The 22,833-nt window shown below is 56.8% G+C and carries 25 protein-coding genes; 11 read left to right on the forward strand and 14 right to left on the reverse strand.

Going from position 1 to position 22,833, the window contains the following annotated elements; translation table 11 throughout:
* Positions 1–66: 66 nt before the first annotated feature.
* Positions 67–2,700: a bifunctional diguanylate cyclase/phosphodiesterase gene (locus tag CAI21_RS17740; RefSeq protein ID WP_116303517.1), complete on the forward strand. Its 2,634-nt coding sequence runs from the start codon at positions 67–69 to the stop codon at positions 2,698–2,700.
* Here CAI21_RS17740 and CAI21_RS24190 read toward each other — a convergent pair.
* Positions 2,672–3,196, reverse strand: a complete 525-nt coding sequence (locus tag CAI21_RS24190) for a hypothetical protein (RefSeq protein WP_220348746.1) — start codon at positions 3,194–3,196, stop codon at positions 2,672–2,674. The two genes, CAI21_RS17740 and CAI21_RS24190, sit on opposite strands and share 29 nt — an antisense overlap.
* Positions 3,157–3,534 carry a PHP domain-containing protein gene (locus CAI21_RS24195; protein WP_220348752.1) on the reverse strand — a complete coding sequence of 126 codons (378 nt, stop codon included), beginning with the start codon at positions 3,532–3,534 and terminating at the stop codon, positions 3,157–3,159. Before CAI21_RS24195 ends, CAI21_RS24190 begins: the two co-directional genes overlap by 40 nt.
* A 71-nt stretch (positions 3,535–3,605) precedes the next feature.
* Here CAI21_RS24195 and CAI21_RS17750 point away from each other — a divergent pair, with 71 nt between their 5' ends.
* The gene (locus CAI21_RS17750) at positions 3,606–3,935 is read left to right on the forward strand and encodes a DUF3301 domain-containing protein (RefSeq protein ID WP_116303518.1); all 330 of its coding nucleotides are present in this window, start codon (positions 3,606–3,608) and stop codon (positions 3,933–3,935) included.
* Between the two features lie 20 nt (positions 3,936–3,955).
* Here the strand turns inward: CAI21_RS17750 and CAI21_RS17755 are convergent, their stop codons facing one another.
* Positions 3,956–4,156: a hypothetical protein gene (locus tag CAI21_RS17755; protein WP_147305165.1), complete on the reverse strand. Its 201-nt coding sequence runs from the start codon at positions 4,154–4,156 to the stop codon at positions 3,956–3,958.
* On the reverse strand, positions 4,147–4,626 hold the full coding sequence (locus tag CAI21_RS17760) for a hypothetical protein (protein WP_116303520.1): 480 nt from the start codon (positions 4,624–4,626) through the stop codon (positions 4,147–4,149). The genes CAI21_RS17755 and CAI21_RS17760 overlap by 10 nt, the downstream gene beginning before the upstream one ends.
* Before the next feature lie 224 nt (positions 4,627–4,850).
* On the opposite strand from CAI21_RS17760, the gene CAI21_RS17770 reads away from it, so the two are divergent.
* Together CAI21_RS17770 and cydB are read left to right on the forward strand one after the other, a co-directional pair.
* A complete protein-coding gene (locus CAI21_RS17770) occupies positions 4,851–6,236 on the forward strand; it encodes a cytochrome ubiquinol oxidase subunit I (RefSeq protein ID WP_116303522.1) in 1,386 nt (461 codons plus the stop codon).
* A gap of 2 nt (positions 6,237–6,238) precedes the next feature.
* A complete protein-coding gene (cydB, locus tag CAI21_RS17775) occupies positions 6,239–7,246 on the forward strand; it encodes a cytochrome d ubiquinol oxidase subunit II (RefSeq protein WP_116303523.1) in 1,008 nt (335 codons plus the stop codon).
* A gap of 39 nt (positions 7,247–7,285) precedes the next feature.
* Here cydB and CAI21_RS17780 read toward each other — a convergent pair whose 3' ends face one another.
* On the reverse strand, positions 7,286–7,810 hold the full coding sequence (locus CAI21_RS17780; RefSeq protein WP_116303524.1) for an acyl-CoA thioesterase: 525 nt from the start codon (positions 7,808–7,810) through the stop codon (positions 7,286–7,288).
* 202 nt (positions 7,811–8,012) lie between these two features.
* On the opposite strand from CAI21_RS17780, the gene CAI21_RS17785 reads away from it, so the two are divergent.
* The 3 genes from CAI21_RS17785 to CAI21_RS17795 all read left to right on the forward strand — a co-directional run bounded on the left by CAI21_RS17785 (position 8,013) and on the right by CAI21_RS17795 (position 11,926).
* The gene (locus tag CAI21_RS17785; protein WP_258868989.1) at positions 8,013–9,182 is read left to right on the forward strand and encodes a DEAD/DEAH box helicase; all 1,170 of its coding nucleotides are present in this window, start codon (positions 8,013–8,015) and stop codon (positions 9,180–9,182) included.
* A 375-nt stretch (positions 9,183–9,557) separates the two neighbouring features.
* Positions 9,558–10,727, forward strand: a complete 1,170-nt coding sequence (locus tag CAI21_RS17790; RefSeq protein ID WP_116303525.1) for a M20 metallopeptidase family protein — start codon at positions 9,558–9,560, stop codon at positions 10,725–10,727.
* A gap of 11 nt (positions 10,728–10,738) precedes the next feature.
* Positions 10,739–11,926 carry a carboxylate-amine ligase gene (locus tag CAI21_RS17795; protein ID WP_116303526.1) on the forward strand — a complete coding sequence of 396 codons (1,188 nt, stop codon included), beginning with the start codon at positions 10,739–10,741 and terminating at the stop codon, positions 11,924–11,926.
* 21 nt (positions 11,927–11,947) lie between these two features.
* Here CAI21_RS17795 and CAI21_RS17800 read toward each other — a convergent pair whose 3' ends face one another.
* Entirely contained in the window at positions 11,948–12,412 is a 465-nt protein-coding gene (locus CAI21_RS17800; protein WP_258868990.1) for a GGDEF domain-containing protein, read from the reverse strand.
* 31 nt (positions 12,413–12,443) lie between these two features.
* The gene (locus CAI21_RS17805) at positions 12,444–13,859 is read right to left on the reverse strand and encodes a sensor domain-containing diguanylate cyclase (protein ID WP_181919506.1); all 1,416 of its coding nucleotides are present in this window, start codon (positions 13,857–13,859) and stop codon (positions 12,444–12,446) included.
* 610 nt (positions 13,860–14,469) lie between these two features.
* On the opposite strand from CAI21_RS17805, the gene CAI21_RS17810 reads away from it, so the two are divergent.
* Positions 14,470–15,054: an acyl carrier protein phosphodiesterase gene (locus tag CAI21_RS17810; RefSeq protein WP_116303529.1), complete on the forward strand. Its 585-nt coding sequence runs from the start codon at positions 14,470–14,472 to the stop codon at positions 15,052–15,054.
* A gap of 7 nt (positions 15,055–15,061) precedes the next feature.
* On the opposite strand, the gene CAI21_RS23325 is transcribed toward CAI21_RS17810, so the two are convergent.
* Positions 15,062–15,238, reverse strand: a complete 177-nt coding sequence (locus CAI21_RS23325; RefSeq protein WP_181919507.1) for a hypothetical protein — start codon at positions 15,236–15,238, stop codon at positions 15,062–15,064.
* A gap of 634 nt (positions 15,239–15,872) precedes the next feature.
* On the opposite strand from CAI21_RS23325, the gene CAI21_RS17820 reads away from it, so the two are divergent.
* The gene (locus CAI21_RS17820; RefSeq protein ID WP_116303531.1) at positions 15,873–16,346 is read left to right on the forward strand and encodes a DUF2914 domain-containing protein; all 474 of its coding nucleotides are present in this window, start codon (positions 15,873–15,875) and stop codon (positions 16,344–16,346) included.
* Positions 16,347–16,363: 17 nt separating this feature from the next.
* Here CAI21_RS17820 and CAI21_RS17825 read toward each other — a convergent pair whose 3' ends face one another.
* The 5 genes from CAI21_RS17825 to CAI21_RS17845 form a co-directional block, all read right to left on the reverse strand.
* Positions 16,364–16,978: a PilZ domain-containing protein gene (locus tag CAI21_RS17825; protein ID WP_116303532.1), complete on the reverse strand. Its 615-nt coding sequence runs from the start codon at positions 16,976–16,978 to the stop codon at positions 16,364–16,366.
* A 238-nt stretch (positions 16,979–17,216) separates the two neighbouring features.
* Positions 17,217–17,618, reverse strand: coding sequence for a PaaI family thioesterase (locus CAI21_RS17830; RefSeq protein ID WP_258868991.1), 402 nt, complete (start codon positions 17,616–17,618; stop codon positions 17,217–17,219).
* 60 nt (positions 17,619–17,678) lie between these two features.
* Positions 17,679–18,056, reverse strand: a complete 378-nt coding sequence (locus CAI21_RS17835) for a PaaI family thioesterase (RefSeq protein ID WP_116303534.1) — start codon at positions 18,054–18,056, stop codon at positions 17,679–17,681.
* A gap of 189 nt (positions 18,057–18,245) precedes the next feature.
* Positions 18,246–18,692, reverse strand: coding sequence for a hypothetical protein (locus CAI21_RS17840; protein ID WP_116303535.1), 447 nt, complete (start codon positions 18,690–18,692; stop codon positions 18,246–18,248).
* A 94-nt stretch (positions 18,693–18,786) separates the two neighbouring features.
* Positions 18,787–19,665 (reverse strand): lipid kinase, encoded by an 879-nt coding sequence (locus CAI21_RS17845; RefSeq protein ID WP_181919508.1) that lies wholly within the window; start codon positions 19,663–19,665, stop codon positions 18,787–18,789.
* Positions 19,666–19,878: 213 nt separating this feature from the next.
* Between CAI21_RS17845 and CAI21_RS17850 the strand changes: the two genes are divergently transcribed.
* The gene (locus CAI21_RS17850) at positions 19,879–20,586 is read left to right on the forward strand and encodes a BON domain-containing protein (protein WP_116303537.1); all 708 of its coding nucleotides are present in this window, start codon (positions 19,879–19,881) and stop codon (positions 20,584–20,586) included.
* A gap of 14 nt (positions 20,587–20,600) precedes the next feature.
* Positions 20,601–21,647 carry a hypothetical protein gene (locus CAI21_RS17855; protein ID WP_116303538.1) on the forward strand — a complete coding sequence of 349 codons (1,047 nt, stop codon included), beginning with the start codon at positions 20,601–20,603 and terminating at the stop codon, positions 21,645–21,647.
* Positions 21,648–21,752: 105 nt separating this feature from the next.
* On the opposite strand, the gene CAI21_RS17860 is transcribed toward CAI21_RS17855, so the two are convergent.
* Positions 21,753–22,745 carry a ribose-phosphate diphosphokinase gene (locus CAI21_RS17860; RefSeq protein WP_116303539.1) on the reverse strand — a complete coding sequence of 331 codons (993 nt, stop codon included), beginning with the start codon at positions 22,743–22,745 and terminating at the stop codon, positions 21,753–21,755.
* Positions 22,746–22,833: the final 88 nt, after the last annotated feature.

The following is a 22,833-nucleotide window of genomic DNA, read 5'->3' on the forward strand; positions in this document are numbered from 1 at the left end:
ATACGGGGGCAAGGCGCGGCGGTGGGTTTGATATCGACCTAGCGCAAGGAAGAAGAACTCGAAACTATGCGAACCTCACCATTATCAGGTATTGCCAATACCGTTCGCGATTGGCCTGCCGCCTTGGGTCTGGCTGTTGTCTACTATATCGTCGGCGAAGTCACGTTGGCGGTCGCTCCGGGTTTTACCTACGACGGCACATTCTGGCCGGCAGCCGGACTGGCAGTAGCCGTTCTGCTAGTCGGCGGCCGGCAACTGTGGCCAGGTGTCGCGCTCGGCCACCTTGCCTTGAACTGGCACGCAGCACTACCCCTCGGTACCGCAACGCTTATCGCCTTAGGGGCGACGCTTGCAGCGATTATCGCGGCCGATTTGCTCCGGACTCTATGTCGGCAATTGTCTGCGACCTTACAAGAGACCGTAAAGCTGGCCCTCGCCATCGCCTTTTTGAGCGCAACGGTTCATGCCGCTATCGGCACTTCCGCGCTTTGGCTGACGCTAGAGTGGAGCGCGACCGATTGGTATGCGGCCTGGTCAGTCTGGTGGCTTAATAGCGCGTTAGGTATTTGGATCGTTACGCCATTTATATTGATCTGGCACAATTCCGGTTTTCGGCTACCCCGTCGTCATTGGCACGAAGCACTGCTCCTTATTGTTGCTTTTTATCTTGTGCTCCGCTTCGCTTTCGACAGCGCAGAAACCGCAACTCATCTCGCCTACGTCGCCGGCGCTACATTACCGCTGGCATGGTGGAGCGCTTACCGTTTCGGACTCCACGGCGCAGCCACGGCAAGCCTGATTATCGCAAGCTGTACGGCTTGGCACGGCACTCACCATACCGGCGTTTTCGCCGACTACAGCGCGATAGAAACCACGCTGATGGCACAACTCTACATCGCCTTCGTGACGTGGACGTGTTATCTCGTAGCGCTCGGCGTCGCCTCTCGTCATCCGCGTCTGCTTAACGAGCTGCTCGAACCGCACCTGCGCAAGCCGCTTCCTGCACCGGAGGCGCCCACGTCTTCCCCGCCGGTGTGGGAAACGCAGTTGACCGAGCGCGTCTTCGAGGCGAATCCGCAAGCCATTATTGTCACCGACGCCAATGGGGCTATCCGCCGGGTGAATCCGAGCTTTAGCCGGATCACCGGCTATAGCGCCGAAGAGGTGCTAGGCCGGAATCCGGCGATTCTCAGACCGCAAGTCAGCGATGCGAGTCTTTTCGACAAGGTCTGGCGGGAGCTGAAGCATGACGGCTGCTGGCAGGGCGAGCTGGCCCTGCGTCGTCCGAACGGCAAAATTTATCCGGTGTGGTGCAGTCTTTCGGTTGTACATGATCTGCAACAAAGGATTACGCATTTCCTCGCTGTCTTTATCGATATCACCGAAGAGAAGCTAACGCAGGAACGGATCTATCATCTCGCTCATTACGACGTATTGACCAATCTACCTAACCGACGCCTGCTTCATGACCACCTCGAACAAGCCCTGCGCCAGGCTAAACGCCAGGAGCAAACCGTCGCGCTGGCGTTATTGGATCTCGATCAGTTCAAGATCGTTAACGACAGTCTGGGGCACGATGTCGGCGATAATCTACTGGAACAAACGGCTCGTCGCCTGACCCATCAGCTGCGTCGCAGCGATATTGTCGGTCGCTGGAGCGGCGACGAGTTCGCCATCATCCTGCCGAATATCAATGCCCTTCACGGCGCTTGTCGGGTTGCCGACAAACTGCTCGAAGCCCTACGCCAACCCTTTGAACTCGACGGGCGCGAACTTTTTCTAAGCGCTAGTATCGGACTCGCGCTGGCACCGGCCGACGGCGAGACGGCACTCGCGCTGTTGCAGAACGCGGATACGGCCTTGCATCGAGCGAAGGGCAAAGGCGGCAACGATTACGCCTTCTACACCGAGGAGATGAACTCCACCGTGGTAGAACACCTGTCGCTGAAGAATCAGCTACATAAGGCGCTTGAGCAAGAAGAGTTGGTCTTGCACTATCAACCGCAGATCGACATCGAAAGCGAACGCATTATAGGCTTTGAGGCTCTGTTACGTTGGCAGCACCCTAGCCGCGGCCTGATCGCACCGGCGCAATTCATCCCGCTCGCCGAACAGACCGGGCAAATCGTCCCCATTACCCACTGGGTGATAAAAACGGCATGCCAACAGCATGCTGCCTGGCGCGATGCCGGTCACGGCGAGGTGCGAATGGCCGTCAACATCTCCGGACGCTCCTTCCGCGACCCCTCGCTGGTCGAGGTTATCGCCAACGCTGTACATGCTGCCAAAATGGATGCAGCTTATCTGGAGCTGGAACTTACCGAGACCTTCCTAATCGACAACCCGGAACAAACGCTACAGCTGTTGAAACAATTGAAGTCCCTCGGCGTACGCATTGCCATCGACGATTTCGGCATTGGTTATTCGTCGCTGAACTATCTAAAACAATTCACGGTGGACGGTTTGAAAGTCGACAAAATCTTCGTGATGGGGCTACCGCACGATGGCAGCGACAGCAACATCGTGCGTGCGATCATCGCCATGGGCAAGAGTCTGCAATTACGGGTAACAGCGGAAGGCGTCGAAACGCTGGAACAATTGGCTTTCCTTCGAGAGGAAGGCTGCGATGCGTTCCAGGGCTACTATTTCAGCCGTCCGATCGATGCGGAAGCTAGCACGAGCTTACTGGCCCAGAGGTAGCAGTATTAAAGGACTCCCAGACCGGCGTCAGATCGGCCGGCATGTCCTGCAAACCGCCAAGCTTAACCCATGGTACCGACGGGGTGTGAAAGTCCGACCCCTGGGACGCGAGAAGGTCGAAGCGGCGAGCAAGGCCGCTAGCCATGCCGATATCGTTGGGCGTACTGTTGCCGCAGACGACTTCGATGGCATCGCCGCCGGCGGTTTTGAAGGCATCGGCAATCCGACGGCGCCAGGCGCTGGTCCAGCTATAGCTATGCGGGTGGGCAATCACGGCCACGCCGCCGGCGGCTTTGATCCAAGCGACCACATCGTCCAATACCGGCCAGGAAACAGCCACGTAGGCCGGCTTTCCGAAACCTAAAAAGCGGCGGAAAACGGCGTTCATGGATTCGGCCGCCCCCTGTTCTACCAACGCTCGCGCCAGATGGGTACGGGTGACGTCCGCTTCGCCGGCTAACTGCTCAGCAGCCGCAAGCGCATCCGGCCAACCCATCTTCTGCAAGCGCTTGCCGATTTTTCGGCCCGCTCGCGTCGCAGGCCGCGTAACTGAGCGATGCCTCGCTGAAGTTCGGGGTGACCCGGATTTATATTCAACCCGACCACATGCAAAGGTTTACTTTCGTAGCGAGTGGATAGCTCGATACCCGGCACCAACCTCATCCCCAATAGCGAGGCTTGGGCTTGGGCCGGCGCTATTCCAGCCGTGGTATCGTGGTCGGTCAATGCGAGCGTGCGCACGCCTTCGGCGTAAGCCGCTTTCACCAGCTCGGCCGGTTGCAAGGTTCCATCCGAAGCGGTGGAGTGCGTGTGCAAATCAATAATGGAAGGCATGTAGGTATAGTAACCGAAGGGAGCGCCGGCCGACAGCCGGCCGTTACATCGTTCATGGTAAGGACGTCATCATGACTACGCTGAGCTTACTCATTCTTGCCGTCGCGGCCGCGGCGTTCTGGTACGACAGCCTCGGTGCACGCGAGCGTGCGCTGGCGGTTTGCCGTCAAGCGTGCCGGAAAACTCAGGTACAGTTGTTGGACCAAACGGTCTCGGTTGCCGCCCTCGGGCTAAGCCGCCATGGCAACGGACGACTTCAGTTCGACCGCCGCTATCGCTTCGAGTTCAGCTTACAAGGACACGACCGCCATACCGGTTGGCTTAAGTTGCGCGGCCGCCGTGTCGAATGGATTCAGCTGGAACACCCAGAGGGGTTAATTATCATGGATCAGCGATACTGATCCTAACGCTACGCAAGCGCTTAGAAGGCCCACGCAAACCCTACCGTATACCAATCGTCGTCGCTATCCGAACGGACCCAACCGTAACCGAGATCGAATACCGCCGGCCCCCAGTTATAGCGCAGGCCGAGTTGAAATTCGGTGCCGCCTCTATGGGTACCGTAAGCCTCGCCGATCAGGTCGAACTCATTGCTCAGTTGGTGAACTCCGTTCACCCCCAAATGGCCGCATCGTCGCCATCGCGCTCGTAGGCCCAGCCGAGATTGTAGTTCATGACAAGTGTCTCGGCGACGTGAACGCTTAACGGCAGGTAGATAACGCCGCCTTCCACGCGGTCCTGCGCGCCGCCATAGGATGTTGCCGCGGCGATACCCCAGCCATAGCCTCCCCGCTCGAACGGTCGCACAATGGATTTAACGTTAAGCTCGGCCCATGTGTCCCATTCGCCGGCGTCCTGGACCCGGCTCGCGCCCAAGCCGATCTCCAGATTGCCCCAGGGGTTGCAGGTCGGTACCGCCGTGTAGTCTTGGTTATCTCCGTCTCCGCGCGAATACCATGCTTCGATTTCGCAGCTACCGGGAGCGACCACCATCGCGTCGTCGACAGCATAATGCCCCCCGGCCGCTTGCACCGACAACGGCGCGATCAACAAACCGACAAAAGGAAGATAACGAACCGGCGATCTACTCATGAGACTCAGCTTCTTAGATAAAAAGAAGCCTAATTCTGAGCGTTGGCAAAGGCTGATTTCAAGCCCCTTGGCGGCGGAAGTGCACGAAGCGCGCGCCGCCCTCTGCGTCATAGGGAAGGCCGAATACGAACAGCGGGGGCTTGAACAACAGCAACAGCCTCCCCATATAATCGTTTTAGAACTCCATTGCGCATAACGGAACCCGGCCGGATAGGAGCGCCGCCGTGGAATTCGACCCCATTTTCTTATCCCGCGTTCAGTTCGCGTTCGTTATCTCTTTCCACGTATTGTTTCCGGCCTTTACCGTTGGCCTAGCCTCATGGATCGCCGTTTTAGAAACCCTGTGGTGGAAAACCGACCGGGAAATTTATATTCGGCTGTCGCAGTTCTGGACCAAGATCTTCGCGGTCTCATTCGGTATGGGGGTGGTTTCCGGCATCGTCATGTCGTTTCAATTCGGCACCAACTGGAGCCTATTCGCCGATGCCAGCGCCAATATTCTCGGCCCCTTACTTGCGTATGAGGTACTGACCGCCTTCTTCCTGGAGGCAACTTTTCTCGGCATCTTGCTGTTCGGCCGCAACCGGGTACCGCGACCGTTACACGTGTTCGCCTCCTATATGGTAGCGCTCGGCACCCTGATCTCCACATTTTGGATTCTCTCCGCAAACAGCTGGATGCAAACGCCGGCCGGGTTTATTTACGAAGAGGGCCGCTTCTTCGTCGATAGCTGGATAGAGGCCATTTTCAACCCCTCATTCCCCTATCGACTCACCCATATGGTGGCAGGAACCATGCTCACCACCGCCTTTGTAGTCAGCGGCGTCAGCGCGCTGTACCTCCTGCAAAATCGCTTCCAGGAACATGCGCGTATCGGGCTGTCGATGGGCATGGGGATGATCGCCGTGGTTGCACCTTTACAGATTTTCCTTGGCGATCTGCATGGTCTGAATACGCTGGAACATCAACCGGTGAAAGTCGCGGCCATGGAAGGCCATTGGGAGACGCAACGCGGCCAACCGGCCATTCTCTTTGCTATTCCCGATGCGGAAAACGAAACGAACCGGTTCGAAATCGGCATCCCCAACCTAGGTAGCCTGATTCTGACTCACGAATGGGAAGGTGAGGTACAAGGCCTACGGGAATGGGCCGCGGAAGACAGGCCGCCGGTGGCGCCGGTTTTCTATGCGTTTCGGATTATGGTCTTTATCGGCTTTCTGATGCTGGCAGTCGGTATCATCAGCTTGTATCTACGTTATCGCGGCAGGCTCTACGATACGCCTTGGTTTCTCAAACTCTGCGTGGGCTGTATTCCCATCGGCTTTATCGCGATCATGGCCGGCTGGTTTACCACCGAAATCGGTCGCCAACCCTGGATTATTTACGACTTCATGCGCACGGAAGACGCCGTCTCGCCGGGCATATCCGGCGGCAACGTCATAACCTCGCTGGCGGTATTCTTCATCGCTTACGCCATTGTCTTCGGCGCGGGGGTGTACTACCTCAGCCGCCTGATCAATAAGGGGCCGGAACATCCCACTACCGGCCACCCCTTGCGCGGGGCACGCCGACCGCTTTCGGTCGCGGACCGCTTCGACGAGGAGGATTAAGCATGGCTATCGACTTGCCGTTACTGTGGGCTGCCATTATCGGCGTCGGCGTCTATATGTATGTGTTGATGGACGGCTTCGATCTCGGCGTAGGCATCCTTTTCCCCTCCGGGGCCGACGAAACCGAGCGCGACATTATGATGAATTCGGTGGCCCCAATCTGGGACGGCAACGAAACCTGGCTGGTTCTGGGGGGTACTGGCCTTTTGGCCGCGTTCCCGCTGGCGTACTCGATCATTCTACCGGCTTTGTACTTTCCCATCTTGATCATGCTGGTAGCCCTAATCTTTCGTGGCGTCGCCTTCGAGTTCCGCTTTAAAGCGGACCACCGTACCAAGCACTGGTGGGATTACTCGTTTACCTTTGGCTCAATATTGGCAACCTTTTCTCAAGGCTTGGTACTGGGCGGCTTCATTCAAGGCTTTCAGGTCGAGGGCCGCGACTTCACCGGCGGCACCTTCGACTGGCTCACCCCATTCAGTGTGTTTGTCGGCATTGCGCTCGTGGTCGGCTATGCGCTGCTCGGGGCAACGTGGTTAATCATGAAAACCGAAGGCGAGCTGCAAGCGCGCTGTTACGGGATGGCGCGCGTACTGGTATTGGCGATGCTCTTTTGTATCTTTGTGGTCAGCATATGGACACCGCTGCTCAACGAAGAAATCGCGCAGCGCTGGTTTACCTGGCCGAATATCGCGCTACTATCGCCGGTTCCCATTATTACCGCGTTGCTGGCGATCGTCCTTGTGCTGAGCCTGCACGGACGCCGAGAGGTCGCCCCGTTCGTCCTGTCTATGGGTCTGTTCCTGCTGTGTTATCTCGGTCTTGGCATCAGTTTGTGGCCGTACGTTATTCCACCCGACATTTCCATTTGGGACGCTGCCTCGCCGTCGGAAACGCAAACGTTCGTACTGATCGGGGTATTGATCTTATTGCCGGCGATACTGTTCTACACCTTTTATGTGTATTACGTTTTCCGCGGCAAAGTGACTAAAGACGTCGGCTATCACTAGCCCCTTTAGCCGGGGCCGAAAACGCTTTTGCAGCTCCGGCTAGTCGGCCGTCACATGCTCCTCTGAGCGTAACCAGGCCAGTACGGACTCCGGCATTTCCGGCGATTCCACGGCTTTGCCGAAACCTTTTTCTAGAAATTCGGCCGGCGCCACATAACCGCCCGAACGTCTTACCACCCCTTTAACTAAGGCGATGGTTACGGTGCGACCGTTGCGGACGATTCGCTGCTCCATGAAAAACCACTTATCGTCCCAACACAGCATACGCGTGTGCAGCTCGAACGGCTGGAACGGCAAAAGCGAACGGCGGTAACGAATCATTACCGAGGCAATAACGGCCATCCAACGCTGCTTCACAATGGCTTTTGCCAAACCGTTACGCAGCATCAGGTCGGTGCGCCCCAGGTCCATCAGGGTCAAGTACCGCCCATTGTTCATATGCATATTCATGTCAAGATCGTTGGGCCAGACACGAAACCGCAGCACCGAGCTTTCCATGGGCGCCAAACGCGGCCGAAACAACGTCTTGATCAGCACGAGAAGAAGCCGAAAATAAAGATTCACGAAGCGATTCCTGTCAACTCGGAAGGGCGCAAAAGATACCGGAAGCAGCAGCGCTAACCAACGGCAGAAACGTACAAGCTACGGCGGCAACCAGACATTGTTCGCGGTAAGAGACGGCGGGCCAGAAGACAATGTCGAACACCGGCAAATAAATCGGCGTTTCCTTAGGAAATTTCCTACAGATCGGGTATGCTAAGCGGCCATGAAAAACGACCATCTTAGTGACATTACATTCGAATCTCTCGGCCTCACCCCGACGCTGCTCGAAGGGCTGAAGGAAGCTGGCTTCACCCATTGCACGCCGATCCAGGCAGGCACCTTGCCCGTCGTGCTTAAAGGCGGCGACGTTGCTGGCCAAGCTCAAACCGGAACGGGCAAATCGGCGGCATTTCTGCTCGCTACCATGCACCACCTGATGGAAAACCCGGTAGAGGAAGGCCGCTATGGCCCTTGGGCGATGGTTCTCGCCCCCACGCGCGAGCTGGCCATCCAGATCCATAAGGATGCCCAATTGCTTGGCAAGCGTACCGGCCTGTTCACCGAAGCCGTGTACGGTGGCACCGGGTATGAGTCGCAACGCCGCGAACTAGAGCAAGGTGTCGATATCATCATCGGCACCCCGGGCCGGATTATCGACTTCTATAAGCAACGGGTATTCAGCCTCAACAACATCGAGGTCGTGGTGCTCGACGAGGCCGACCGCATGTTCGACCTCGGCTTTATTAACGATATCCGTTATTTGCTACGCCGGATGCCGCCGCCGAGCGAACGGATCAACATGCTGTTCTCCGCCACGCTATCTCATCGGGTCATGGAACTGGCTTACGAACACATGAACGACCCGAAGGTGGTGAAGGTCGAAGCCGAGCAGGTGACGGCGGATAAAGTTCGGCAGAAGCTGTATCACGTGTCGACCGACGAGAAAATGCAGCTGTTGATCGGCACGCTAAACCATCAAGATCCGCATCGGACCATTATCTTCATCAACACCAAGCGGATGGCCGACCAGGTCATGGCTTATCTGCTGGGTAACGGTTTCGAGGCGGCTGTGCTCTCCGGCGATATCGCACAACGTAAGCGCGAGCAGTTGCTGAAGAAGTTTCAGGACGGAGAGTTACCCATTCTGGTCGCTACCGATGTAGCTGCCCGCGGCCTGCACATCCCGGGCGTTAGTCACGTCATTAACTTCGACTTGCCGCAAGACGCCGAGGACTATGTCCACCGTATCGGCCGGACGGCTCGCGCCGGAGCCAGCGGCGATGCGATCAGTTTCGCTTGCGAAGAGTATGTTTACTCGCTGCCCGATATCGAGGGCTATATCGAGCAAAAATACCGACCGCACCAGTCACCGAAGAGCTCTTGCCCGACCTAAAACCGCCCGCCAAGCTGGAACGTCGTAGCCCGCCTAGTCGTGGCGGTGGCGGTAAGCGCAGCGGCAGTGGTGGCAACCGCGGCCGAGGGAGCGGGCCCCGTCGGCGCTCGCCTTCCAGCAAGCCGAACAGCCCCTCCCCCAAAGAGTAACGTCTCGCCAGAGCAGGCCGCCGCATCCGCTTTGACGGCCTGCTTACCTCCTCTACTTCCATTGAGAAAGCCTCGCCACGCCTATAGGAATCCAGCAGACTCGCCGTGACTGAGTTGCATGGTCGCAAGACCTCATCTCGACGAGTCGCCGAATGCCAGGTTAAGGGCGGAGACTTCCATCCAACTATCCTGTGCTGTTACAAGCTTTTTTAGCCCTGGATAGACCATGGGGAACTGGAATAAAGCAGACGGCATCTTTCCGTGGATGGTCGAACTGCGGCGTAGCATTCACCGCTACCCGGAGTTAGCCTTCGAAGAAGAATTCACCGCCAAACGGCTGATGAAGGAATTAGATCGGCTTGGTATTCCTTATGATTACGGCGGCATTGGGGGCGGCGTTGTGGCTCGGCTCGAAGGCGGGCGCTCCCAACCTATCGTCGCGCTACGGGCCGAGATGGACGCGCTGCCCGGCAAGGAGACGACGAGTCGGCCGTTCAGATCGGAAGTCGCCGGAAAAATGCACGCCTGCGGCCACGATGCACATATGGCCATGGTGATGGGAGCCGCTGCCTTGCTAAAAGCTGACCCGCCGCCAGGCACGGTTCAGTTTATTTTCCAGCCCGCCGAGGAGATAGGCGGCGGCGCTCGCGAGGTTCTCAAAACGGGCTTGCTCGACGACACGGAAGCCGTCTTCGGTGCCCATGTTACGCAGCAATACATCGTCGGCCAAATCATGACCGCGCCCGGCGTGATGACGGCCCAATCGGATAATTTTCGTATCCGTATAAAAGGCAGCGGCGGCCACGGGGCGCGTCCCCATGAAGCGACGGACGCGATCATCGTTGCCGGCTTACTCATCACCTCAATCCAAACCTTGGTTTCGCGCGAGTCCAATCCATTTCACCCAAATGTGGTTACCATCGGTCGTGTACAAGCCGGCAGTGCCGCCAATGTCATAGCGGAGGATGCCTTGCTCGAAGGAAGCGTACGCACCACAGCTCCGGCAGCTCGTAACCGAGTACTTAACGGATTGGAGCGGATGGCGAGAGGTGCCGGTTTAATTCATAACGCGCAAGTGGATGTCGAGTTTCAGGAGGGCTACCCGCCGGTGATCAACACCGCCAACGAAACGGACCTAGCACGATTAGCGGCGGCTGAGGTTGTCGGCACCCAGGGGTTGGTGGAGATGGACTTTCCCAGCATGGGATCGGAAGACTTCTCCTATTATCTGGAGAAAATTCCCGGTTGCTACACTCGCTTAGGAGCGCGCACTCGCGGGCAAGACCCTGTTGCATTACACAGCCCGGCATTCGACATCGACGAGGAAGTGCTCAAGGTGGGGGCCTGCTATTTTGAGCAGGTTGCGCGAGACGCGCTCGCCACCTACGCCAATTAACGAGGCGCGCTATGGAATTCAAAGCTTCTCCGGCGACGTCGCTCGGCGCCGAAGTCGAGCTACAGCTACTCGACCGAAACAGTCTCGATCTGGTAGACGGCATTTTACCTTTACTTCAGCGCTGCCCGGATACAACGTATATCAAACCCGAGTACCTGCAATTCACCGTGGAGGTCGCATCGAAGGTCTGCCACCATCCCCACGAACTGGAAGAGCATCTGCTCACGCAGATTCGAATGCTTAACCATACTGCGTACGACTTGGGGATGAAGCTTGCCGCTTTGGGCACACACCCCTTCTGCTCCCGCCTCGGGCATGTCACACCCTCCCCGCGCTATGCGCGCGTCGAAGCCGATACGGGCTATGTTGGTTACACCCAAATTACCTATGCCATGCATGTTCATATCGGCATCGGCTCAGGCGACGAGGCGATTCGCTTACTACGGCGCATGAGACCCTATTTGTCGGTACTGCTCGCCATCGCCGCCAATTCGCCTTATTGGCGTGGGCTGGATACCGGCTTTGCGAGTTATCGTCAACGCGTACTCATGGAGGCGCATGCCTTTGGCACCCCACCGCAACTCGATTCCTGGGAAGCGTTCGAAGCACTGGTACGCGTATCGGAGCGCGCCCACATTTTCGAGAGCTTTTCCGATATGCACTGGGATCTTCGCCCGCGACCGGACTACGGGACGCTAGAACTGCGGGTAACCGACATCCAACCGACCGTTCACGAGAACGTAGCCCTTGCAGCCACAGTGCAAGCATTAGCGAACTACCTTCGTAGCGAGCACTGGCAAGACGGGCCACTACTCGAACTGCCCTTATGGCTTGAGCTAGAAAATCACTACCGGGCATCGCACCTTGGACTCGATGCCGTTGGTGTCGTCGATACTTACGGCAATACACGGCCGATGACCGATTTAGCGCTCGATCTGCTGGAACGGATACGGCCGTACGCACAAGAAGCAGACACCGACAACTATCTCGATTGCATCCAAACGCTGGTGGCAAATGGCGGCAATTGCCGCCGACAGCGGGCGGTCTTCAACCAAACGCACACCTTAAAACCAGTAGTGGCACACGCCGTTAGCCGCCTGGAAGAAGAGCTGCAAGACAGCGCAGCGCCTCCTAGCGGTCACGTACAAGCGACCTCGCCACTTCATCGGCCCGGAGCGCAGCACCGGCATTGGTCGTAACGAAGAGGCAGGCGGGGCCTGTTACGCTTGATCGCTTAACAGCTTTCTCGATTCGTCGACAGTGACCGTCACTTTGTCCTCAGGCCCGTCAAATCGGCCAACGCGAGAACGCGGCGGTGTCAATACGAAGGAGCGAACTCGGTTACGCCCATCGGCTTTCGCTTTATGCAGCGCATCGTCGGCAAAGGATAACAGTATGGCTTCGTGATGCCTTTCTCCCGGAACGATAGAGGCCACACCTGCCGTTACCGTCACCGATACCGATTCCCGCTCGGTCTCAAGCACAGCCTGTTCGATCTGTCGGCGAATTTCCTCGGCAAGATGCGCAGCCCCAGCGAGCGAAGTCTGCGGCATAATCAGCGCGAATATATCCTCGCTAAAACGGGCGATGCTATCGGAGGGACGACTGACAACCGCCTCAATCGTGCGGGCAATATGCTTCAAACAGGTATCGGCAACGTCCTGGCCGCGTTGATCGAGAAGCAACTTGTAGTGATCGATATCGAGAAAACCAACGCTAACTCGCTTTTTCGCGGAACGCGCGGCGCCACTCGGAACGGTAGGATTGATCGAAAAAGCGTCGATTGCCGACCCCGGTCAGAGGGTCGATAAGACTCATGCTCTTTAGCGTTTCATTGGTCGACGCTACCTTTTGCATCGCCCGCTCAAGTTCTAAGGTACGCTCGGCAACCCGTCGCTCCAGCTTTTCGTTCGCCTCGATTTGAGCTGCCAACAAACGTTCCTGACTCTCCCGCGCTAAGCGCTCGTGATCCCTCGCTTTCGCCTCGGCGCGCACCTTAGCGACACGTTCCGAATAGTAGCGCCTGACAAGCACGGCCGAGAGTAAAATGGCTTCGGCAATCACGCCTAACTGCAATCCGTACTCTGTCAGAGGAATCTGCGGCAAAGCACCGAACTTATTCAGAACCAATAACAGCACGCCGATACTCACGGCACCCCAAGCGTAAACGGAAAAGCCGTATTCATATCGGCGCTGCATAGGTAATGCGAACAGAATGAGAAAGATCACCACCGCCGAGATCACACCGGATAAAAACCCGGCAAAAACATTCGCGAAGCCTGGCCCTAACCAGGGCAAACTAAGTAACCCCATAGCCGCAACCGCACCCACCAACTGAAGCACTCTGGCATAGCGTGGCCGCGTTTTGCGTAAACGCATAGCGTCAATAACGAACAAACTCGCAAAAATCGTACAACTGAACGACAAAAATGCCGGTGCATGCGCGTTCCACAATGGTGCATTCGGCCAGAGGAACTGATAGCTAAGCCCACTCATCGTGGCACAGAACAGGCCTAGAGAAATCGCAATACCTACATAGAACAAGTAAGCGCGTTCGCGAAGGATGCTCCACATGAGCAAATTAAAAAGCGCCATGGCACCAATGATGCCGTAGAAAATACCGTGCAGTAGCATGCCATGCTGGCTCTTTTGCAACCAGTCGCTGGGTCGCCATAGGCGCAATGGGACCTGTAAAGCACTCGTTGTTTGTACTCGGACAAGAATCGTCAGATCGTTCCCCTCGCCAAGTTCGACGGGAAAGAGAAACTTGCGATGAAAAAGCTCTCGATTGGCAAAAGGGTACATGCGACCCACTTCGTAATGTCCAACAGCCTTTCCTCCCGAGTAGACAAATACTTCCATGTTATCGAGCAACGGACCGCCCGCCTCAAGCAGCCAGTCGCCAGGAGATAACGACGACGCCTGCGCAAAGAACCAATAGGTGTTCGAAACAAAACCGAAATTCGGAACCTCGCGCCGGCTTCTCGACCAGCTTTCCGGCGGCAGGTTTTTGACCTCCTCAGCCGTCAAGCTCGCGCGCTCGTCCACGAAATAATAAATATCGGAGAACTTTACATAAGCATTACCGGACGCAGCCAAGCCAGGCTTGAACAACACGGTAACCATCAGCATGATAAGAACGGCTAAACGGAGCTGCCATCTAGAGCCAGAATGCTTTCCTTGCACCATTTTTATTATTCCGTTAAGGGCCTACACAATTCACATCCTGTGATGCATCCCATACTATCAAATAAAGCACCTAAAAATGTCGTATGGCTTCTAATATTCAACCGACAAATAAAAAAGAATGTCACACTCTTGCCACGACTGACAACAGTTATCAAAAATAACAATTTAACCAAATCATTAATAAAAACAATTTCAACATCTTAGCGACGCCATACCCCGTAGACAGGTAGCAGAGAGCGATTCCTGCCGCTCGGTAGAAGATCTACTACCGGGGAGCGAGCTACAAAACCTAAGGCCGGGCTGTTTCGGCATCCTGTTAGCAGACATCCTGCCAACAACCTCCGAGAAAGAGAATTCTTAAGCGGAATTTCTAATCATCTCCGTGTAAGATTTCGATATCGTTGTACGATGAATGTACTGAGCTAGCGTTGTACCTGCCCTTCGGGATAACAGCCCTTGCGAACCACGCATGCCTGGTTTGCGATCAGGCGCAACGGTCTGCCCCGTCAGTCGAAGGGTTGCGGAGCGCTAGCAACCTTCCACTAAGGCCATCATGAACTATCTTGCCCACCTCTATCTAGGCGATAACACCGACCAAGCTTTGGTCGGAAACCTGCTTGGGGATTTCGTTAAGGGACGCATCGACCCCGCCCAATGGCCGCCGGCGATGGCTCAGGGCATCCTTCTACATCGATTAATCGACAGTTTTACCGACGCGCACCCTATCGTGATCCGCAGCAAAAGCCGCTTTTCCAGCGACAGGCGACGCTTTGCCGGCATTATCGTCGACGTTTGCTACGATCACTTCCTAGCCAGGCACTGGCATAGGTTCAGCGCAGAACCCTTGCCGCCTTTCACCGCACGCGTCTACCAAGCCTTGCGCCACTACCATGGCTATTTGCCGCCGCGCCTACGCCAGATTGCTCCGCGTATGGAGCGCGAGAATTGGCTGTATAGTTATCGGCAGTTCGATACCGCCAGCTTCGTGCTGGATAGAATTGCGCAACGCTTTAAACGCCCCACGCCGTTGCAGGGCGCGGGCCAGGAGGCGGCTTTGCACTATGAAGCACTGGAAGCCGATTTCCTGGCTTTCTTCCCCGACGCTATTTGCTATGCGCGAGCAAAGATGACTACGTAGTTGCCGATTAGTGCTTGCCTTTGTTGCTTTCTCGGTCAGGCGTTCCGGTTCCATCAACCGGCGTCCACGATGGCGCATCGCTGGCAGGAAACGACTCTTCCGACGCTTCGTCGACCGCATCCTGCATCGGCTGCTGAGTTGCTACATCCTTCGCCGGTTTAGACTGTTCGTCACGTGGTTTCATAACGGCTACTCCGCGTCTGCATCCATATCCATCTTTCACACTAGCAAAGATCGGCATTTAGGCCGACTTCGGGCTTAGGTTTGCTAGTACTCGATCTCTCTTCGCAAGCGGGTGCAACACGCCCTTCCTACCCACAACGGCCTTAGCGGGCCTCAGGCGCCACCCACGCCGGCTATAATCATCCCTGTCCCACCGCAGTTGGCGCACCGACGCCCCTTCAGACGCCCGCTGCCTGAACACTGCGGACACAGGGTCTCTCCGGTGTCAGGAGTACCTGGAGGCGCCTGGTCCCCGGGGTTCATATCCGTGGGGGGCATTTGCCCCCGATGACGACGCTCGGTCAGCGGCATCGAACTACTCCTTCTTTATCAACCATTTGAAAGTACCATCGCCTGTTTTCGTACTTGGTACATCTGTTGTTGGGTTGCTTTTCGCCCAGGCAAGCCACGGTTTTGCGCAAACCGTTGTCGCAACGACAAGCGCATGCGATACAAAGAAAAGTTCAGCGCTCGGCAAACCGGCCGTCAAAGAAACACCGTCCTATCTCATCACGCATGACCAAAGGAATACGGCATAATTCGGGGAGCGACCGAACGGCGCTATACGACAGCAAGAAAAAGTAAAGGTTAGCCTCATGACAACGACAAACCAAGCAGCTACCCCCCTAGCGGTCAACGCTAAAACTTACCTAGCACGGCTAGCGGTATTACTCTCGGCGCTTTACTGCTTGACGGTATGGCCAAACCTGGCATCGGCAGAGGAAGCGGCAGGTAGCTGGCGCGGCGGTTGGGTGGAACGCGCGTTATTTACGTCTGCGATCGCGGAGCGCGAACCCGTCGACGCGTTAAAACATCTTCGTGGCGACGCCGATCACGTTTACTTCTTCACCGAGTTACGCGATATGAGCGGCCTGACGATTGCCCATCGCTGGGAGCGCGAAGGTGTGGTCGAGGCGGAAGTCTCGTTCGCGGTGGGCGGTCCGCGGTGGCGTGTCTGGTCGCGTAAAGGTTTGGATGCGGAGCAGGAAGGCCGCTGGCGCGTCAGCGTTGTCAACCAACTGACCGATGAAACGTTGATGGAGCTATTCCTCGACTACGGCGAGGAATAGCGAAACGGCGCACCGTTTCAGAAACGCTCAAAAATATACCGGCGCAGGGCAGCTTCCGCCGGGTGGTCAAGCCTGTCGAAACGCAGGGCCAGCTGCTGGCGATCCTGCGTTTCGTCCTCGAACTGGATACGCACCACGGTGGCCGAGAAGGTCACCGGTGCGCTTACCGGCAGTTCCAGCACGATATTTTCGATCCGATCGCCAATCGTAATCGAACGGTCGGTACGGCAACTCATACGCAAACCGCTGGTGGAAACATCGAGCACGTGCGCATCGCGAACCGTAAGCGCCGGGTCATGCACTCTCACCTCCCCCGGCCCCGGCCAGACACGCACATCGCGCTCTCGCCCCCGTTGGTCGATTACTTTCGGCAGCACTAAGCGCAGACCTTGTTTGCCGTCCACACCGTCGGTTTCTAGCTGAAAACGCAGGCGATGCGTACCGTCTGTCGCAATCACCTCCGTTTTCATGTTCTTAAGAACGGCCAGTAGCCGCTCCCGATCCAGGCCCAACGCTTCTAACTGTATCACCCCGGTGGCTTCGTCGTTCTCTAGCGCTTTGTCCGTATTTTCGAACAGCTCACGCAGGAAAACGCGCTCCTCTTCGCTGAGGTACCCCGTCGAATCCGACATCCCCTACACCCCTCCATAGCCATTACGAGAAGACTATAATTTACGTACTCAGCGGGCCGCGACCGGCCATTAACAACTGCGAGGTGCGCCTTGTCGAAAACCGGCCGCTTATCTCTGAGTTCGTAATGAAGTTATGCAGACCGCTAGCGTCTTATAGTCTCTCGCGCAATCCAAGCCGCTAAGCGCTTAACATTAGCATATTGCTGAAAATATTCAGCAAAACGCGTGTATGGCGCGCTTACGCCGTCTGCTCCGTCGGGCGGGAGAGCAAGAAATGGCTGCGCGCCGTTGCGACCGGCTTGGCCGGATCGGACTGCCAAGTACGAATCGAAACGTTAGCCACGCGTTGCCCTTGCCGGAGCACCTCGCACTCGGCAAAAATCGTCTCTGGCCGACCCGGTCGCAAATAATCGATGGAAAAATCGATAACTTTAGGAAGAAAATCGCTTTCCATATTCCATAAGATTTGGAGCAGCGCCGAATGCTCCATAAAGGCGCCGATGACGCCGCCATGCAAGGCAGGCAATCGATAGTTACCGACATTCTGCTCCCGAAACGGCAGCTTGAACACCAGCTGCGGCCCGCGCGCCTCGGCAACTTCCATTCCGATCAAACGGGCATAGGGTACAAAGTCGATAATGGCCTTTAAGTCGCCCCGCTCGCGAGCATCGGCAAAAACCGGGAAAGTTCTTGCATGTGCTTACTCCTGCACCATGATGCCTTGTCGACTGCCGGTTCGCATAAAGCTGCTCACACTCGCAGCAACCGCCTGCGGATCACCCTCGTGATACGCTTCACAACGTACGAAAGCAATATTCGGCGTAATACGGTAACACTCGGCGCGGGCAAACAAGTCTTTATGCGGCTGCGGCGAACGCAAATAATCGATTCGCAAATCGAGCGTCGCCACCATTTCCGGCTCCGGCAGGCTGGCAAACACCGCCGTGCCGCTGGTTTGATCGATCAATGTTGTCAGCACCCCGCCGTGCAATACGCCACTACGAGGATTGCCAACCAAATTCACGCTATAAGGCAGGCGGGCAATCGCTGTATTATTGCCGAAATCGACTAATTCCATGCCTATTACGGCGGAATGCGGAATTAAGCGAAAAAACTCTTTCGCCCGGCGGTATTGAACGGAATTATCCGAACTCGCCGATGTAGCCGTTTTTGGGTCATAACAAACTCGCCTATCCTCTTGCCGAAGCCCCCGATTTTGCCCTATCCGGCCATCAACAAGCCAGCCCTAATATAGAGCTATACCCGCTCATAATGTCCCTAAAGCGCGTTGTAAACGTTGCTGAGCGAGTTCAACCTGGCGCGCAGCCTCCTCAATGACCCGTACGGTTGCCGGGGGTAATTCGCCGGCAATAAATTGCGCATGTCTAACCAATCGCGCCAACTCTTGTTCGGTTGCCAAACGGTTTTCAAGCAAGGTTCTATACTCATCGTCGCTTATACGAGCCTGAATCATGTCTTTGAGATAGCTTAGCGTTTCTCTGTCTTCGTCCGGCCCGCTCGGCAACTCCCCCAGGCGCTTTAGGTGCTGCGCCAAACGCTCTCCCATCCGCGATCGCTGCTCTGCTAGCTCCTTAAACAAACCCGCCCGCAGAGGATCGCCGATCATATCGGCATCCTCCTCATATAAAGCGGCGGCATGATGATGTCCAAGCTGTAGATCGTCGACCGCCACTTGGGCTTCGCTTCGAAACATACTCACTCCTGACCCTCTACCCGGTGCGGAATATCCCAAGGAACAGCGCCGTATCTCTTTTTAGCAGACTATGGGAAATTTGTTTCCCTCCCTGCTAAGGCACCCAAACCCGCACTTCGGCAGGCAACACTTCGAATGTTGCAGGCGTTTTGCCGCAAGGCTCGCCGTCGGCAGTAATCGGCAAGGGCTCGTCCGTATCGACCTGTATCCTACGGGCTTGCTGAGCCAGCACTTGCGGATAACGCCCCTGCCCTCCGCGTGGAATAGCGGTAAGCAACCGGGCAAGCTGCCAAAATGGACGCGGCGCCACGCTGTAGAGATAGAGTGTGCCATCGTCGACCCGCGCCTCCGGAGCGATAGCCATCCCGCCGCCATAGTACGGCCCGTTACCAATCGTTACCTGCAAGGAACGGACACTTTTTTGCTCGCCGTCGATGGTAAGCCGCACCCGAAAGGCATCCACGTTCGACATCGCGTTGACGAGCGCACGGGCGTAACTCAATGCTCCCCAACGCCGCTTCAAATTGCCGCTGTTGGATAACTCCCGCGTTACCGCAACGCCAAGACCGATGCTCGCGGCGTTTAGAAAGAACGTATCGTTAACGGCGGCGATATCGATAGGCCGCACCCTCCCGCTCCCGATCACTTCGGCGGCCCCAACGAGATCGAGCGGGATATCCAACCCCCGGGCAAGATCGTTTGCCGTCCCCAAAGGCAGTATCCCAAGAACAACGTCCGCTTCGCGCAAAGCGGGAATAGCCGCATGTAACGTGCCGTCGCCCCCGGCAACAATAACGGTTCCCCAACGCCCCGAGGCCTCGCGGATATCACGCTGTAGCTCCGCAACCCCGTCCGGATAGACCACATGGGCGGCCACGCCTCGTTCGTCGAGCTGTGCCAATGCAGGCTTTAGGTCGATTTCGCCGTCGCGACAAGCGCGATTAGCAATCAGCAAGGCATTGTGTCCAGGCACGGCCGGCACCCGTCGTTAGAAAAAGCGGCGACAAGAAGGCTGCGTACGGCAACAGGCTGTCAACGACCAACAGTTGGGGTCGAACCCACGGGCCGCAAGCGCTAACACGCTTCAGCAAGGCTGTTGTGCGACGCAGGCGACCCCCATCTTTTGCGGGAAGGCTGTGCTGCCCGGCCCAAGGGAGACGCGGAATGATTCCCAAGGAGTGGATGAATGCGAAAAGAGGAAGCGACTCGCGCTATCAGAGCGGCTTTAGAACGAGATCCCGATATCAATCTGCATCATTACCCGATCCGTATTACCGTGGAGGCCGATACCGTCCGGCTTGAGGGGGTCGTTGAAAATATCATTGCGAAGCGCCGCGCATTGCAACTGGCCCGCCAGGCCTTGAGCAGCGCTCGTATCGACGATCGTCTAAAGCTCGCTATTGCACAACCGCAAGAAGATCAAGAGTTGGCACAAACGGTTGTCCGTACCCTCGTTACGGACCCTGTCTTTGCCAATTTCAAAATCGGTATTGAGCTGCAAGAGCAAGCAGGAACGGACTGGATAGGCGTGAGGGCGGAAGACGGCAAGGTCCATCTGTACGGCGCCGCAAACAGCCTTTCCCACCGTCGGATGGCCGAAGTGCTTGCCTGGTGGGTGCGTGGTTGCAGCGATGTGGACAACCGCATCCGAGTCGAGCCCCGCGAGCAAGATAACGATGCCGAAATCAGCGATGCCATTCGCCTTGTCTTTGACAAGGATCCGAACATCGATTCGCAGCAGGTTGCCGTTACTACTCGCGATCGCGAAGTCTACTTAACCGGAGCCGTGCCCAGCGAGGAGACGCGGAGAATTCTCTCCTACGACTGCTGGTATATCCCTGGGGTACATGCGGTTCACAACGACGTAGCCATTCGCAGGAATCGCAACCCCTAACGTTGCCGACAATTATGAATTGGGACAGTTACAAACAAGCGATAGTCGCCCCCTCCGAGCTGGAGCGCAAAGTCGACTGGCTGTTGCGTCCGAGCGCATACAGCGAGCGCCCCGAGGCGGTCGATGCACGCGAGACGCATATGTCTTGGGTTTTCCTTACCGATCGCTTCGCCTACAAGCTTAAGAAGCCGTTACGAACCCATCTGCTGGATTTCACGACCGTCGCGGCTCGGCGCCATTATTGTCTTGAGGAAGTTCGCCTTAACCGACGCCTGACCAGTAACGTCTACCTAGGCGTTTTACCGCTAAGCGAAACAGGGTCGGGCTTCGAACTCGGCAGCGACGAGCATGTCGTCGACTGGCTGGTGCAGATGCGGCGCCTACCCGCCGCGCAGGAGCTCAAACACCGACTCAGCCAACAGGCCGTTACCGAGCGCGATATCGACGCGCTGGCGAGGCGTCTGGCACGTTTTTACCTCAGCCTCGTTCCGCAGTCGATCACACCGCGCAGCTATTTGGACGCATTAGGCAATACGATCGACCAAACCGCTAGCCGCCTCGACGCACCGCCAAGCCGATTGGACGCTGAGTTAATAAAACAGATCGCCAGCCGGCAAACACAGTTTCTACAGCAAGCCGAAGAGGCACTTGCAACGCGAGTCAGAGCCGGGCGCATCGTCGAAGGCCACGGCGATATGCGACCGGAGCACATCTACCTGGCTGGGCAACCGGAAGTTATCGATTGTTTGGAGTTCAACCGCGACCTGCGGGTATTGGACATTGCCGACGAGTTGAGTTTTCTGAGTTTAGAATGCGAGCGCCTCGGCGCGCCACAGTTCGGCGCCGAGTTATTCGCTGCCTACGCTCGCTTCACAGACGACCGCCCACCGGATGCGCTGCGCCACTTCTACATGAGCTACCGCGCCATGATCTGGGCGCAACTGGCCACCGCCCATCCGCAAGCCAATGGGCACCCGCGTGCCGGGCACTGGAACGAGCGCGCCCGAACTTACTTGGCGCTTGCGCAGCGGCATATCGATGAGGCGGGGAATAAGGGGTAATTTTTTGGGGGGGTTGGTTTTGTTGGGGTTAGTTTCTGGTGTGGGTGGTTAAAGGTTGTGCGCTGCGCACCACACCAAACCACCAACACCAAAAACAACCACCCCCTAGGGACTCTCCAACAACTCCACCAAAGAACCATCGTCGTGCAACCGACGAATCGCCTCCGCAAGCAGGGGAATAACGGACACCTCGCTGACCTTCTGTTCGCGCAGCTTCGGATCCAAACGCCACAGCGATACGCTATCGCTGACCACTAGGCGATCTAACGCGGGATCCGCCAATACTTTGTTCGCATCTTTGGCAAACAGACCGTGAGTAACCACACCGTATACCGCTCGCGCACCCTGTTTACGACACGCTTTCGCAGCACGAATCAAGGTGGTACCGCTGCTAACCAAGTCGTCAACGATGATAGCAACCCGATCCTTAACCTCGCCGACCAGGTGGGTGCCCGATACCACGCCGCTGCTACGCTGTTTTTCCATGAAGGCCGTCGGCGGCTCCACACCGAGTTCGCGACCGCACGCTTGCCGGAAACGGTCGACCCGCTTCACGCCGCCGGCGTCGGGAGAAACCAACGTCCACGGCTGCTCGCCTAGCTCTACCTGCAACCACGATAACAATACTCGACGTGCCTCCAGGTGCTCCGTCCGGCAGCGAAAAGCATTTTGAAAAGCCGCTAAATTATGGACATCCAACCCCACCACACAATCGACTCCCACCGCCTCGAACAGCTGCGCCACATAACGCGTCGTTAAGGGATCTCGGGGTTTGGTTCGACGATCTTTCCGGCCATAGGCGAGATAGGGCAACACGGCGGTAACTCTGGCAGCACCGGCGTCTTTTAACGCCGCAATCGCAAACAGCGTCCGACACAGTTTATCGTCGGCACTGTTGTCGCGGTCCGCCGCTAGCGATTGCAGCAGGTAAACATCGCGACCGCGCACGCTTAGCAACGGCCGTATTTTGTATTCGCTATCTTCGAACTCGCGTTCTTCAAGCGGACTCAGACCAAGACCTAGCTCCGCCGCTACCCGCTCCGCAAAAGGGCGACTAGCGGCCGGCGCAAATAGTTGCGGCTCGGTGCTCTGCGGCATGTGGACTCCCTCCCGCTTAGCCGAGGTAAAGCGCTTTGCGAACCGAAGCGTGCCGCTACAACCCGCAAAGAGCCATCTGAGAGTTTTT

The organism is Alkalilimnicola ehrlichii (assembly GCF_003399765.1).
Taxonomy (GTDB): domain Bacteria; phylum Pseudomonadota; class Gammaproteobacteria; order Nitrococcales; family AK92; genus AK92.